The 14,714-nt window shown below is 40.7% G+C and carries 11 protein-coding genes; 2 read left to right on the forward strand and 9 right to left on the reverse strand.

Going from position 1 to position 14,714, the window contains the following annotated elements:
• Positions 1-2: 2 nt before the first annotated feature.
• The 9 genes from ALKIM_RS0101620 to ALKIM_RS19735 all read right to left on the reverse strand — a co-directional run bounded on the left by ALKIM_RS0101620 (position 3) and on the right by ALKIM_RS19735 (position 12,754).
• Positions 3-2,999: a SusC/RagA family TonB-linked outer membrane protein gene (locus ALKIM_RS0101620; RefSeq protein WP_084555765.1), complete on the reverse strand. Its 2,997-nt coding sequence runs from the start codon at positions 2,997-2,999 to the stop codon at positions 3-5.
• 42 nt (positions 3,000-3,041) lie between these two features.
• Positions 3,042-5,084 carry a glycoside hydrolase family 36 protein gene (locus tag ALKIM_RS0101625; RefSeq protein WP_044117679.1) on the reverse strand — a complete coding sequence of 681 codons (2,043 nt, stop codon included), beginning with the start codon at positions 5,082-5,084 and terminating at the stop codon, positions 3,042-3,044.
• A 94-nt stretch (positions 5,085-5,178) separates the two neighbouring features.
• Positions 5,179-6,738 (reverse strand): hypothetical protein, encoded by a 1,560-nt coding sequence (locus ALKIM_RS0101630; protein ID WP_157363707.1) that lies wholly within the window; start codon positions 6,736-6,738, stop codon positions 5,179-5,181.
• Between the two features lie 26 nt (positions 6,739-6,764).
• On the reverse strand, positions 6,765-7,583 hold the full coding sequence (locus tag ALKIM_RS0101635) for a class II fructose-bisphosphate aldolase (protein WP_026473137.1): 819 nt from the start codon (positions 7,581-7,583) through the stop codon (positions 6,765-6,767).
• A 1-nt stretch (position 7,584) separates the two neighbouring features.
• Positions 7,585-8,541: a carbohydrate kinase family protein gene (locus tag ALKIM_RS0101640; protein ID WP_026473138.1), complete on the reverse strand. Its 957-nt coding sequence runs from the start codon at positions 8,539-8,541 to the stop codon at positions 7,585-7,587.
• Positions 8,541-9,815: a class II D-tagatose-bisphosphate aldolase non-catalytic subunit gene (locus tag ALKIM_RS0101645; RefSeq protein ID WP_218916648.1), complete on the reverse strand. Its 1,275-nt coding sequence runs from the start codon at positions 9,813-9,815 to the stop codon at positions 8,541-8,543. Before ALKIM_RS0101645 ends, ALKIM_RS0101640 begins: the two co-directional genes overlap by 1 nt.
• Before the next feature lie 10 nt (positions 9,816-9,825).
• Positions 9,826-10,971, reverse strand: coding sequence for an SIS domain-containing protein (locus ALKIM_RS0101650; protein WP_026473140.1), 1,146 nt, complete (start codon positions 10,969-10,971; stop codon positions 9,826-9,828).
• 415 nt (positions 10,972-11,386) lie between these two features.
• Positions 11,387-11,896, reverse strand: coding sequence for a hypothetical protein (locus ALKIM_RS0101655; protein ID WP_157363709.1), 510 nt, complete (start codon positions 11,894-11,896; stop codon positions 11,387-11,389).
• Between the two features lie 690 nt (positions 11,897-12,586).
• Entirely contained in the window at positions 12,587-12,754 is a 168-nt protein-coding gene (locus ALKIM_RS19735) for a hypothetical protein (protein ID WP_157363711.1), read from the reverse strand.
• Positions 12,755-13,397: 643 nt separating this feature from the next.
• Between ALKIM_RS19735 and ALKIM_RS0101675 the strand changes: the two genes are divergently transcribed.
• Positions 13,398-13,931 (forward strand): glycoside hydrolase family 108 protein, encoded by a 534-nt coding sequence (locus tag ALKIM_RS0101675; RefSeq protein ID WP_026473143.1) that lies wholly within the window; start codon positions 13,398-13,400, stop codon positions 13,929-13,931.
• 300 nt (positions 13,932-14,231) lie between these two features.
• The gene (locus ALKIM_RS0101680; protein WP_157363713.1) at positions 14,232-14,690 is read left to right on the forward strand and encodes a hypothetical protein; all 459 of its coding nucleotides are present in this window, start codon (positions 14,232-14,234) and stop codon (positions 14,688-14,690) included.
• Positions 14,691-14,714 lie beyond the last annotated feature (24 nt).

Raw genomic sequence — 14,714 nt, forward strand, 5'->3', positions numbered from 1 at the left:
GTTTAGAAAGTAATATCCACTCCAAACAAGTACTGACGACTTATCGGGTAACTAAAAGTGTATAACCCCGCCAGCGACCAAGCTGATCTTTCAAGACTAATCTCTGGATCCATGCCAGAAAATTTGGAAACGGTTAGTACATTGTCAGCTGACACAAAAAATCTAAGATTCTGAATCTTCATAGATTCAATCCAGTTTCTTGGAGCATTATAAGAAAGACTGATATTTTTAACCCTGAAGTAGCTACCATCTTCCAAATAGCGGGAGGAAGTTTTATTGGATGCCTTATTACCGTTCATGGCCAATTTTGGATGGGTTGCATCATCGCCCGGCTGCTCCCATCGATTCCATTCTGGTCTTAACTTTTGCATATTATATCCCAAATAGGCACCGTCTGCATCAAAAAACTCTCTGGAACGATTATAAATATCCCCACCATATGAAAAGTTGGTACTTACATTTAGCGTAAGATTTTTATAAGACATAGTATTATTAAATCCACCGCTGAATTTTGGTGTTGCTTTTCCTACAACCTGTAGGTCTGCTTCATTGTAATTATTTGTGGTTATACGATCTATGATACTTCCATCTTGATCTCTTACAAGCTTTTCCCATAAAGGATCTCCATTATTACTATCTACGCCTACCCATTTTGGCATATACCAACTAAAGATATCCTGACCTCTTTTAACTTGCTGATAAACAGTTGTGCTTCCTGCAGCTTGAATAAATGATGCATCATCAGGTGTTTCTCTAACTTCATTCTTGTTAAAGGCAATATTAAAACTTGATGACCAGCTAAAATTCCTACCGTTTATATTCTCAGTGTCTAACTGAACTTCTATACCTCTATTTCTAACACTTCCCACATTATCAGTAATCTCAAAGAAACCAGTGGACGGCGAAACAGGTACATTTAACAACAAATCTTTGTTATCAATATTATATAAATCAATGGCTAAATCAATTCTTCGCCAAAGTCCCAAATCTATACCTACACCAGTCATATGAGCAGTTTCCCAACTTAAATACGGATTGGGCAGACGCGATGGAGTGGCTCCAACGTTATCCTGGTATGTTGAATTTAGATTATATGTTGAGAGATACTGAAACGACCCAATATTTGAGTTGCCAGTTACCCCATGGCTACCTCGAAGCTTTAAATATGAAATGGTATAGTTGCCTGCCAAAAAATCTTCCTGAGAAATAAGCCATGCCAATGAACCAGCTGGGAAAAAACCCTCTCTCTTTTTTGGACCAAATTTCGATGACGCATCGACTCTACCTGAAACTGTGGCAAAATATTTCCCACCATAATTATATTGCAATTGAGAGAACACAGACCAACCTGCACCAGGCACCCGATATCCAGTTATTCCGTAAACAGAAGCAGAATTTAGTGCATCCATACCATTTGGCATTCCAACACCCTCAGCACCCGTATACTCTGACGAATACTCGCCATATTCATAACCTACCAATCCATCAAAAGAGTGGCTATTCAAAGACTGCTTAACCTTAAGAAGGTTCGAGGTGTTCCATGACTGGGATTGGCTAATTAGCTCACTTTTATAGCCATTAGAATATGATGGATGGTATGTACGCGGATCTACGAATGTTTGAGATTTCGATACACTCTGGCTAAATCTGTTCGACGTGGTAAAAATAAGCCAGTCGGTAATTGTCCAATTGAACTGAACATCGTTCATGAGGGAAGATCCGCCCCATTTACTATAGTTATATAACTCACTGTGTAAGAAATTCCTCCTGTCTTGTGAATACCAACGCTTTCCATTATCTGGTCGGGTATCACTGTCTATTTTTACAATATTACCATCTGCATCATACGGACTATCCCATGGTGTGTTTTTATATCCATCTTCTGATGTCATATAACTTGAAGCTCCTTGATTTCCAGAATTTGAATAATTCACACGCACGTTCATCTCAACAGAATTATTCAATTGCGTATTTAAATTTAGTCGGGCAGACAGCCTGTCATAGTTGGTGTTAATTAATGTACCATCCTCCTGATAATAATCAACACTGGCAAAATATCGGGTTTTCTCTGAAGCTCCGGAAAAAGATAAATAGTGATTTTGCAGGTTTCCAGTATTAAAGGCCGCATCCAACCAGTTAAAATTACGTTCACGCAATTCTGCTGGTCGCTGCATATTGAATAAGGCTGGACTAAACATCGCTTTATGCGTATCGTACAATTCCTCTCCTGTCATCATCTCGAAGTTGCCTTGTAACGCTTCTTTTTGACCATACGTTGAACGGAAGTTCATACTTGTTGGCTGATTTCTTTTTGCATGCTTTGTTGTAACAACAATAACTCCACCAGCAGCAGCAGAACCAAACAATGCAGTTGCGCCAGCATCTTTCAGAATTGTTATAGATTCAACATCATTGGGATTAAATGATCCATGAGGTATGCCATCCACAACATATAAGGGACTAGCTTGAGCTGTGATTGAACCTGTCCCTCGTATCCTAATCTGACTGGACGATCCTGGTTGTCCAGAGGCACTTGAGACGAGTACGCCTGCTGCTTTTCCTTGAAGCATTGTTCCTATATCGGAAGTAGTAACTCCCCTTATTTTCTCAGCATCCAAAGTAACAATAGAACTACTTAATTCTGCTTTTGACTGAGAAGAATATCCCATTACAATAATCTCCGAAATTTGGCTTATTTCAGGCCTTAATGACACATTAATCTGCGTTCGGCCATCTACTAATTCTCTTACATTATCAAAGCCTATAAAAGAAAACACAAGAACTGCATTTGCATCAGACTCTAGAGAATAGGTTCCATTAAAATCTGTTACTGTTCCTCTGGTTGTACCTTCGATTACGATACTTACTCCTGGCAATGGCAAGTTGTCATCGGATGAAATAACTGTACCTCGAACAGTAATCTGAGCCATTGTCCCAAAAGACAATAGACTAACCATCAGGCTTAAAAAAAGCCATCTCTTAAACCTTAAAAAATTCATAGATTTGGATTTAGTTGTTCAAATATTAGAATTCACTTGATACTATTGTTTCGGGTATACTTCAATTAAATAGGCTCGCTTAAATGTCGGATGAATAATTGGGTTACTTCCGTCAACCTCATACACAACTCCTTCATCATTTGTGTATTCATTCACCACATAGGTCTGATTATTTAAACCCCGAAGTTCAATTGGTTCTCCATTCCATTCCTCCGCATAAAATGCATAATACATTTTACCATCCTTATGGATTGCGTGAGTTTCAGGCTTGTCGAAGGTCAAATCGTACAATGACCCAAGATAATCTCCCTTTGAGAGCATCTTTTCATTATATATGCCAACCCACTTCTTGTACAAAACCTCTTTTTCAGGTGTCAATAAATAGGACTTTTCTACATTCGGATTATCCTTTGGCCAGGTAAATTTTGAACCTACTACAGCTCCAATCCCAATCTGCGTTGGAAAGTCATCGCCATTATCACTAAGCTCAACATGGTCTGCGTAGTATGCTATTTCATCAAAAATGGCTCTATAAACCTTACCTTTTAGCCTTATCTGCCAACTTGATGTTGGATCGGATGATACGGCTTGATTCATATAGGGCATGTTAAAGAAATTCATTGCACATCCGCATGGACAATTCTGAATTACAGCATTGGGCTTGTACTTAATCGCTGTTTCATAAATATCTTTGAAAAACATAGGTAATTCTTCGAAAGCTTGCTCTGGATATGACAATCCACTATGACTATTATAATCAGGAGCTACAGCATTTAAGTGTTGCCCATCCATTTTAAGACCATCGAAATCCCAGGTATCTAAAAATAGCTCTACCAAATCTCGGGTATACGCTTGAGTGTATGGATTAACGGGGGATAGGTAATAGCTGTTCCACCAGGTTATATATTGAGGTGTTGAATGACGGGTACGCAATTGCATTTCTGGTACCTTTGCTAGAATTTCTGAGCTTGGATGTGCTGCCAATGGTGCCCACCACAACTTAGGACGTAATCCATGTGCACGTATGGCATCAGCCAATCTTCTCATATCTTTATTACCACCGGGAAACCGATCGTTTGGTTCCCAGTCTCCAATAGATTTCTGAAATCCATCATCCACATCTACCCACTTAAAACCAAGTTCTTTAACCTTCGGCAAAGTTCCAATTACCTCTTCAATTGTAAATGTACGTTCATATCCCCAGGCGCACCAAACAGCTTCATAAGCCAATGGCTCCGAATCAACAAACTCTAACCCTTGAGCCTGCATATAATGGGAGAATTTCTTTAACGGATCAAAAAAATCGCCTGTATGTACAGTAATAAATGAGCTGTAAGTTTCAATGACATCATCCGTTTTAAAAGTGCGTACATTATCATACTCCTTCAAAATAGACATCGATGCATATCCATCATAGAGTCCCATCTCAACGGGTGTAGAGAATAGTTTCGGTGTCATTTCTGTTACACCAATCATTATACCGCCATCTTCTCTCCAAAGGTTTACAACTGGAATGCCTCCACCATAATCAGAGTTATTCATTCCCATAAAGTTTTTTTGATAAAACCCGGGAACCACAGGAAGTACCCAGTCATCTCTTCGAATGGTGGAAGTTGTCTGCAATGACCAAATCGGATTATCGGTCTTACTTTGCTTGACCCTTAAATGATGATTCACCCAAGAAGTTACAGTAGCAGTCTTCTCTCCTTTATTGACATATTTGATGTCGAAATAGGCGCTATTAGCAAATTTTTCTGAAATGGTTATTGTGACATGCTTCTCTATTTCGAAACCGTCTTTATTATAAACACCAACCAATTCAAATACTTTGTTTTCACCTTCCACATGCGAACGGATGTCTGACAATAAAAACTTGTCAGCCTTAAATTCACGCGCAACCAAATAATCAGAAGTTACGAAATCACTGTAATACGCTTGCGTCTGTTTATTTGTCGATAAAACTTTCATTTGCATTTTATCGTTGATTTGAATCACAAGGTCTCCATTTGTTATCTCAACCTTGGAACCACAACCAAACATAAAAAGCATCATCAGAATTGAAAAACCTAACTTTAAAATTTTCATAGACTTGAACTTTAATATTTAAAAAAAACTTCTCTAAAATGCTCAACCAAAATCCCTAACAAGAGTGATTCACATCCCTATCTCTTATTATTGTTTAATGCAAATCAACTGTAATGGTGCCTGTCTCTCCCTGTATATCTCTGGCTGTTATCAGAAATGTTAATTCCATTTTGTCGCTATCATAACCCAAATACTTAACTGACATATTAGTATTTGAGGATTTTATTGATTTTGGAATATGGCTTGTTGCTACTCTTATGGCTTGCTCACCATATACTCGTAAGTCAAAAATTAGCTGTGAGGAGGTTATGCTTGAGCCATATACGTTATATGTTCCATCATGCATAACAAGCCCTTCTTGCCATTGAGTCCCTTTCTCCATCTCAAAAACGTGCACACCAGATTCAAGATATGGTAGATATAACATCGCATATCCTTCATCAACAATACAGGCGGGGATCTCCTTGCCATTAACTGTTGCTTTTGAAATTACTTCATTTGGCAACAAAGGTGCTTTTAACACCATGTTGGTAATAAAGCCACTCTCATAAGCCCAGGCTGGAATGTTACGGGTATCTATTTGTAACTTATACGGCCCTAATTTTTCTATATTAACATAGCGTTTTAATATCCATTGAGAATAAAATTGTTCTGTATTCTTGGCAAGATATTTTCCAGGATTTAACTGTACCTCCTTAAAAAATGCTATCCATTTCTCGTTTAATGCTGGCTGTAAAAAATCATCTGTAGCTAGCAAATTGGCAAAATGAGTTTCAATCATGTCCGTTTGAAAATCATCAATGGCATCTCTCGGCAATGAAGCAGGTTCGTACCATGGGTTGCCATGATTATATCTGTCAATTACCAAGACTCCGTTGTCAAATCCACCACTTTTCGCCTCAGGAGGATTTAATTCAGTAATATAACTAAATAACGTATTGGCAAATCTTACACCTTCAGCATTTAGCAATTTACCTAGGCTATAAGGCTCTGCAGATGGATTCCAATAATAACTATAGGCGCAGGGCACAAAACTCTCTGGAAATGAATGACCGTTCTCTGGTGTTAACCCATATTGAGCCATTATTTCTTTAAACAATTCCAAATGATTCCTGATATCTCTTTCATCCCATGGGTGATTTTTATCAGTATTATACCATTCAGCTCGATGCATTATACCATCTTGCCAAAACTCATGTCCAACACCGTGTAGTCCAAATTCAAGATAGGCTGCATTCGATTTAACCAAATCCATAATGCGAATCTGCTCCTCACCAATATATCTGCTATTATCCCATTGAGAACCAAATTGAGTAGAAGTTGGTACCGTAGCGCAAACATTGGATCTATCTAGCTCACATAGAATAAATAAACCTTGCAAACGAATACCGGCTCCTTTGGCAATATCAATTACAGCTTGGTAGTCACTCGCTGTCAAGTCACGCTTCAGTCCTAATCGGGATGGCCCATTTACAGCCTTTAAAGAACCCCCGCCCATCCAACCCATGTCATCGATGGCAATTGCAAACGGACTAGGGAATGTCAACTCAGAATTCTCGGCTAAAAATTGGGTTGACTCTTGCTTCATACAACCATTCATAACGATACCAATTAGAAACAAAAAAATGCCTATTGAAAAAATATTAGTTTTCATATACGGTTATCTAAATATTAATCTGATTACGCATTAACAACACATAGCTTTGATTTTATCAAACTTGTAACTGAGTCTGTTGCATCTGGAAATACTTTGCGTAAATCAATCTCATTGCTGACATCCATTCTCATTTTTAAAGTCTTCATGAATGTATTCTTAACTTCGGTGGCAAGATTGATCTTACAAACTCCATATTTTATGGCAGCTCTAAGTTGCTCATCAGGAACACCTGACCCTCCATGCAGAACGAGTGGGATATCAATAGCATTTCGTATCTCCTTTAATAGATTTATCTGAAGCAAAGGTGTTGATTTGTAGAATCCGTGTGATGTACCAATGGCTACAGCCAATGCATTCACTCCTGTTTGTTCAACAAACATCTTGGCATCTTCAGGTTTGGTAAATCCAACCCTACTAGCATCTTGACCTAGTTTGGCGATATAACCCAGCTCCGCTTCAACATTCACATCATAACTTCTGCAGATTTCGACAACTTCTGATGTGACATCAATATTTTTAGACAATTCCTCTTCACTTGCATCGATCATTACAGAATCAAATCCTGCATCTAAACATCTTTTTACCAGTTCAATGCTATCTCCATGATCTAAATGCAACCATGCTTCAACACCATAACTTCGCATGCAGCTTCTGGCCATCGAAACAGCTAAATCTAGCCCTATGTAATCTATCGAGCTTCGGGTCAGCTGCAATATCACCGGTTGGTTTGACTCACTTGCCGCAATTAAAATACCCTTGAGGGTTTCAAAATTGTAGAAATTAACAGCCAGAAGTGCTTTCCCATCTGCTTGTAATTGCCTCAGTTTGTTGGTCAATTTCATTTCAAATATTCATTTCAAAATTGAATATTTCTCTTGCAACTGAAATTATTGACTCCTTGCTATTGAAAGCAGAAGTACCTCCAGCCCCGGTCGTGTTGATTGCACCTGCCAGATTTCCGTAAACCTGACAATCTTCTAATGGATAACCTTGCACCATACGGCTTATAAATCCTGCATTAAAACTATCACCGGCACCAATAGCATCGACGACTTGCTCATTCAAAAAAGCATCAAGATGAACCTCTTTTCCATCTTTAGTATACAAAGTGGAACCTTTACTTCCATTCTTTACAACTACAGTATTGGCGTGTGGCTTTATTTCAGCCATTGCATCTTCAATTGCTGAGGTGCCTGTTAGTAGTAACAGCTCCTTTTCATTCGGCAAAAAAACATCAACAAAAGGGAGAATTGCTTTACAATTGAAATCCCATTTCTCAGATGGATCCCACTGGGTATCTAGCGATGTGGTTAACCCACATTTTTTCGCTCTCCAAAACAATTCGATGATATCATCCCTCATGCCTTTCTGCAAAAACAATGACGCAAAATGCATATGTCTGGCGCTTTGTAGAGCTTCATCAGCCACATCCTTAACCTTTAAATGCTCCATTGCCCCTGGGCATGTCATCATTGCTCTATCCTCGCCATAATTTAAGACCACCGTAATTCCGGTAACACTAGTCTTATCAACTATAAGATGACTTGTGTCAACCCCCTTTGCGTTTAGTGATGCTTGCACGAGATTACCAAATGTATCCTCGCCAATTTTTCCAACAAATGAAACTTTTATCCCTAAACTTGATAGATTTGATGCAAATATTGCGCTTGAACTGCCTAATGTGAGTGCAAGTTCTTTTGCTAACTTTTCCTTACCTATTTCTGGAAATCCATCAATTTGATTTAGAATTAAATCAGCATTTAACTCGCCGACTGTTAAAACTTGAAATTTCCTTTCCATTACAAGTAATTATTTATGTTTACCAAATTAAACTTGGTGAAATACTTGTCCATATCCCTTTCAATTCGGGAGAGCACAATCTCTTGTGCGTCATAACCATTTCTTGAAAGATTATCATAAAGTAATTGTCTGGAAACTAACACATCAGGATTCTGCCATATATATCGACAACAGGTCATAATTATCCATTGCTGGCGCTCTGATGGAATTTGGCAAAAGTCTTTACCTCGCTCTTCTGGCTGAAGCCACTTTTGCCAACGGTTGGAATCTAAAACTGCTTGCCACAGTTTACTTTGAATATCAGACAACAGTGCGAGACGATTTTCATTATATAACTTTTTCTCTATCCGCTCGAGTTCAATTAAGGCTTTATACTCACTTATCGTAAACTCAGGCCCCACATTGGCTGCCCCCATACCACACAACGGGTAATCCTCAGGATTTGTTACATCATCTGAATAATGTCCCTTTATGTAACTGCCGTATGGACGTACTTTCGCGGTTAATTTTGATGCTACATCTACATCAAACTCAGTGGTGTGCAAGTCCGTACCAACCTTACCAACAATAAAACAAGGCCATACATCACTTAAGTTATTTTTATTCAATCCATCTTTAAGTAACTGTAAAAATGAATCAAAAACTTCATCATTCGCTAATCCTCCATGAACCTCTTCAGTCCCTACTTCATAGGATATACGTGGCAATTTGCGACTCTTCCGGAATGACTCAACATGCTTAATCAACTCAATGGTTCTTTCTGCTACAACTGAAATGTCTATAACTTCTCCTTCTCCCAAAAAGATATCAACTGTAGGATCCACATGGATCAAATCATAACCAGCCTCAACAGCATCCTCAAATGATTTCTTAATTGCGGACATTGCCTTTTCTAAATCCCACTGCTCCTTACTTTGTAAATCCTTCAACCAGGGGCCTCCATGATCAATTGCTATAATCGGTACACCCTCATAATTAATAGCTTCGGATTCCATTTTTATCAATCGTACAAAATCCTTCTGCGTCAATCCGGTATACCCTCCGTCACCATCAACTTGATTTAAAGTAGCTGCAAACTTAATCGGTGCATTATTTCTTTTAGCAGCTCTTAAAGCAGCTTTAATTACTGAAAATGAATTTGGACAAGCTGCAAAAAGAGTACGAGGCGGCTGCCCTTCTGCTTTTAACTCCTCAAAACGTCGCAGAATAAATTCGGTAACTGGTTCATCAATACCTTTTGCAATATTTCGTATGTCTCGCATGTCTGTTTTCATATTTAAATTATTAAACATTATACTCATAAATAATAACACCTTCTACAACTCGTGATATCGCTCCGGATACTGATGGCTGATCAGGATTCAATCCAAGGTCTAGAGATTTGTAGTATCCTAACACCTGCGCAAACACAACATGCGCAATGCACAAATACTCAATATCAAGTAGCTTATCGTTTGTTGAATAGGAAACCTCCAAGTCTGGATAAAAGCCTTCAATGTGAACTGGCTTTCGCGATATTAGCACTTGCGCCATACCTTTATTCCCTCCATTCACTTGACGAATTAAATCATACTCATATTGCTGTGCATGTGCATCATCGGACATCAAATAAACGATTAAGGTGTCCTTATTAATTACTGCTTTGGGCCCATGCCTGAATCCTAAAAAAGAATCAAACTTGCATATTACATAACCATCTGTCAACTCCTGTAACTTTAAATGGCTTTCACGCGCTGTTCCAACCAACGGTCCTGAACCTAAAAAAACAGCTCGTTTAAAATCAATGCGAGCTAACTCTCTAATTTTATCTTGATATGAGTCAAGCAAATAGGAAATCCAACCGCAAAGCACATCAACACTTGACTTTTCTTCGGGAAGCGAATCTATTTTTGCTATTAGAATAAAAGCTAGCATCATAGATGTAAAACTACTTGTCATTGCAAGGCTTATGTCATTCGTCTCCTCTGGCAGCAACACTTTCAAAGAATTACCATCATTACTATCCTTATAAAGCTTGCCCTCAGAATTACATGTAATAATTATATGATAAGATTCACAACAGTACTTATTAACAATATCAACCGCTGCGATGCTTTCAGGACTATTTCCGGAACGAGCAAATGATATCAGCAGTGTTCTTTTTTCGGACGTAAGGTAATGTTCTGGATGCGTAACAATTTCTGTTGTAGAAACAGGACGTGTGATGAGTCCTTTTCGATTAAGCAACACGCCTCGAACAGCCTCACCAATAAACGCAGAACTCCCTGCCCCTGTAAGGATAATATCAACATCCTTACTAAAAACATCATTGAGAAATTTTTGGATGTTTACTGCATTCTTACTTATTAACTCGTATGTCTTAAGCCAAACCGAAGGCTGATGTAGAATTTCTTTCTTGGTATTAAAACCAGGATTATCTTCAATTGTCATTTTGTTTCTTTTTATATCTCAATTCGTAATAATGTACCAAACACACTTACTAAAACATTTCACAACCCACATTTCAGTTTCGTTTTGTTTCTTTTGCAAATCTAATAAACATTCCGAAACTATCGCAACTTTTTTTGATGTTTTTTTTCAAAAAATGTTACATCAACACAATTCACAACACAAAGCAACCTTCTTTTCACTTATTCACAGCACTTTATAATTTTTACACATTCTTAAAAATCCACAATAGCGCCAAAAAACAACAACACAAATACAGAAACCTAGAAACACAAATACATTACGAAACCTAAATGTTTTATTTAACAACCCTATACGTTTCAAACAAAAACCGCATATTAGACAACAAAACGAAAACCAGCTTAAGCATAGTTCATGAATATAAATCCTATAATTCTCATAGAATAACGTATATATACTTTTGGGCGTGCCCCTCCTTCCTCGGGTCGGGCTTTCCGTTGCAACTCCGTTCCCGAGCCATCGCACAAGCCTTTGGCACCGGGATCCGGGGTTCCCACTTCAATCCCTCACGCGGCTTCAAGTAACTCTGACGCCCTTTCCTTCCCCCCTCAGCCAGCGGCGGCCTCCCCAAGCGGGCACTAAAATCCCCGCCCCTTACTTTAATTTCGGTAGATAGTCGCACTGTTTCTGGAAGAAAATAATATACTTCTGATAGCCGTTCTATGCTGATAAGCCGTTCGGGGCTTGCACGGTCTTTTAGTGCCCGCCCCCTCGGCCAACCCTTCGTTGTTGCCAGGCTGTCACATTTTTTGCAACCTCCCCGCCAGTGGCACATTGCCGGGATTCTTCCGGCAATCGACTGCGTCTCATGCCTGTCATCGCCCGTCAACAAGCCACCACATCCCTCATGGCAAAAACATGCGCCACCCTGACAACAACCCAACACTATTAAAACATAATGCGTTCTTATGGGAACAGCCTTCCACCACACGCTCCCTGACTAATCCTGCACACAAAACATCGCCGCGCTGTCCCATAAGTCCACTATGTTTAATAGCGCACCCATCACCAAAGGCCGCCGCTGGCTGAGGGGGGAAGGAAAGGGAAGACCCAGAAGCCCCACCACCCTAAAGCGGTGCAGGCGTATTGCCTTGACTTATCACCACAAGCTGCCTCGCTTGCGGCCAATGTGATTTTCCCTCCCTGACCTGCACGCATCACATCCGCCTCAGTTCCGCGCAGGATGACAGCCGTTGCCAGGCGACCTTCACACATGGCCGCGCTCCATCGCTTGGCATCGCCTGACATCCATTTTCCCATCCCACGAAAAATCTGTTCAAGTCAATTTTTGGGTAAACAAACCGCCAATACGCCTGCCTCCTGTCTGCCCCTGGGGGAAGTAACCCGGTTGACTGCTCATAGTCTTCAATAGTAATTTAAGCATGTAACAGCATCATCTTATCAATTACCTTTTCGGGTTCTAAAACTCATTGCCCCCTGGCACCATCTCCACTTTTACCCCGCCACCCATTCAGCGGAGCAGGGAGAAAGGCCAAAACCCCTCCAACAAACCACCGGCGGCGGTCAGGCAGCCCATGTCACTCTCTCGCTTCATTGCGGGTGCATCGCTCACGCTTCACCCTCCATTGCGCTTCTTTCGTTCCAGGTCTGCCAAACCTTCGCCTCCCACAGCAGCCGGTTCACCATCACTAATCGGCACAAGGCCAACCCCTGATGTCATTTCGCCGGCGTCCTGCCTTTCCACTCCACAACCCAATGCCACACGGCAGGACACCAGCTCCATGCCATCCCTTTTTTTGTGCCGCTTAGTTCAGCTTCACCCGCTGCATATTACCCAGCGCGCCATCCGGTCATTCCCAGTACATTACTTTCATTCAGCGGCCATTCTCCCTGCGGCGTGTCATACCCCGGTAGGTGGACAGTAATCTATGCTTCCATTTGTTTGTCTGCTATAAGTGTCACTACTTTTTTGCAAAAAGCATATCGAGTCTAAAAGTGTATCTGCAGATGTCTGTAACTACTTCGGTTTGTTTATTTCAGCCCAAAAAATAAAAACAAAGCAAAGGTAGGGGCGCCGCACATCCTTCACGCCTAGCGTCTGTCAAGGTCAAGCCCTGCGGGTTTTTCAAAAAATCTCCATCCGCTTGCAGCTGGATTGTATTTTTTGAAAAAACCTTGACAGCCGCATCCATCGCCCCAAACAAAGGGCTCTCTTTTTCTTTTTTTCTTCTCTTTTTAGGTGAAAAAATATTGGTTGATGGATAGGGTCGTTTCCATTGTATCGCGTCTCATAACAGACAGCTTTTGATGGCTTCTCACTTCTCTTTTAGCCTCATCTTTTCCCTTTTCTGGCAAATCCCCCCAACTGCTTTGTATTTAGTCTGTGCTCTGGATAGATTGAGGCCATAATCTAAATTCTATCTGTTATGGCAAATTTTCAGAAAGCTTTAAACCGTGTGCTTCTGCACGAAGGTGGTTATGTCAACGACCCTGACGACAGGGGCGGCGAAACCTATAAAGGCATCGCCCGAAACATGCATCCCAAATGGTCCGGATGGCTCGTCATCGACACCCGAAAAATCCTCTCTAACTTTCCGGGTGTGTTGGATGAACTGCCACAGCTGCAACAACTGGTGGCTAAGTTCTATTATGAAAACTTCTGGCTGACAATCCAGGGCGACCGCATCAATAGTCAGCTGATAGCGGAATCCATCTTCGATTTTTGTGTGAATGCGGGCATCAGAACCGGCGTGAGCATCGCGCAGCATGCCATCAATGTAAAACCCGATGGCATCATCGGACCGGTGACACTCCAAAAACTCAACAGCATGAACATGGAACTGTTCCTGGCTTCGTTCACCGTAGCCAAAATTGCACGCTATGTGCACCTGGTCAAAATCCGGCCGGTCAATCAAAAGTTCTTTTTTGGATGGGTGCGCCGTGCCATTGGAGATATCTGATTTGTCTGCACTTAATTAACCTTAACTGTTTATTTAAATGTCGCTCCGTGGGAGCGTGCGCCATGGCAAAACGGCGAGCCGGCGTTGGTGTGAATGGTCAATTACGTAGTTTTTCTGCAAGGGAGCTTGCTTACCTTGCTTGAAAAACAAGTGATTGAACAGAGCGGATGGAAGCATCGTTTTGCCTTGATTTTCTTTGCCAACTTTCTTTCATCCAAGGAAAGAAAGTTGGTGGGGTCCGGGGCAACGCCCCGATTATCGCTAGTTGTTGAGTTCGATAATAACTTACAAAGAATGACAATGAAAAATTTAATTTTTGGAAGACAAGGAAGCCTGGTCGCTTCCGTCGGAAATATCCTGGATAACCTGACCACCACAAAAGGGGAAAAGCTGCAACTAGAGTTAGAACTCAAAAAGGCTGAGTACCAGTTTCAATCCGATGCACTGAATCAGGATGTCATCCGACAGCAAAACATCCTGGCAGATAAACAGTCAGCCCGACAGATGGCCACAGCCATCCAGACAAGCCAGACAAACGGTCGGCTTAATCGCAACATCTCGGCTTTTCTGGCTTTAATCACAACCGGGCTTTCGTTTGCGCTCTTTTTCGTCATTCTCTTTTTTCCGGCATCGCTGGAGGATAGGGGAAAGGACATCATCATTTACATCCTGGGTGTGCTCAGTGCCATCGTAACACAGGTGTTTAGCTTCTATTTTGGAGCTTCGTTGTCGCCGGGTGATAAAATACCTTCTTCTTAACTATTAAGCACAAAAAAGCCCTCC

Origin of the sequence: Alkaliflexus imshenetskii DSM 15055 (assembly GCF_000517065.1) — a bacterium.
Classification (GTDB): Bacteria; Bacteroidota; Bacteroidia; order Bacteroidales; family Marinilabiliaceae; genus Alkaliflexus; species Alkaliflexus imshenetskii.

Coding starts and splice junctions, on each gene's coding strand:
- ALKIM_RS0101645 (WP_218916648.1), bottom strand. CDS start 9,815: ATGAAAACAGACATGCGAGACATACGAAATATTGCAAAAGGTATTGAT.
- ALKIM_RS0101675 (WP_026473143.1), top strand. CDS start 13,398: ATGGCAAATTTTCAGAAAGCTTTAAACCGTGTGCTTCTGCACGAAGGT.
- ALKIM_RS0101625 (WP_044117679.1), bottom strand. CDS start 5,084: ATGAAAATTTTAAAGTTAGGTTTTTCAATTCTGATGATGCTTTTTATG.
- ALKIM_RS0101650 (WP_026473140.1), bottom strand. CDS start 10,971: ATGACAATTGAAGATAATCCTGGTTTTAATACCAAGAAAGAAATTCTA.
- ALKIM_RS0101630 (WP_157363707.1), bottom strand. CDS start 6,738: ATGAAAACTAATATTTTTTCAATAGGCATTTTTTTGTTTCTAATTGGT.
- ALKIM_RS0101635 (WP_026473137.1), bottom strand. CDS start 7,583: ATGAAATTGACCAACAAACTGAGGCAATTACAAGCAGATGGGAAAGCA.
- ALKIM_RS0101640 (WP_026473138.1), bottom strand. CDS start 8,541: ATGGAAAGGAAATTTCAAGTTTTAACAGTCGGCGAGTTAAATGCTGAT.
- ALKIM_RS0101680 (WP_157363713.1), top strand. CDS start 14,232: ATGAAAAATTTAATTTTTGGAAGACAAGGAAGCCTGGTCGCTTCCGTC.
- ALKIM_RS0101620 (WP_084555765.1), bottom strand. CDS start 2,999: ATGAATTTTTTAAGGTTTAAGAGATGGCTTTTTTTAAGCCTGATGGTT.
- ALKIM_RS19735 (WP_157363711.1), bottom strand. CDS start 12,754: ATGGAGCTGGTGTCCTGCCGTGTGGCATTGGGTTGTGGAGTGGAAAGG.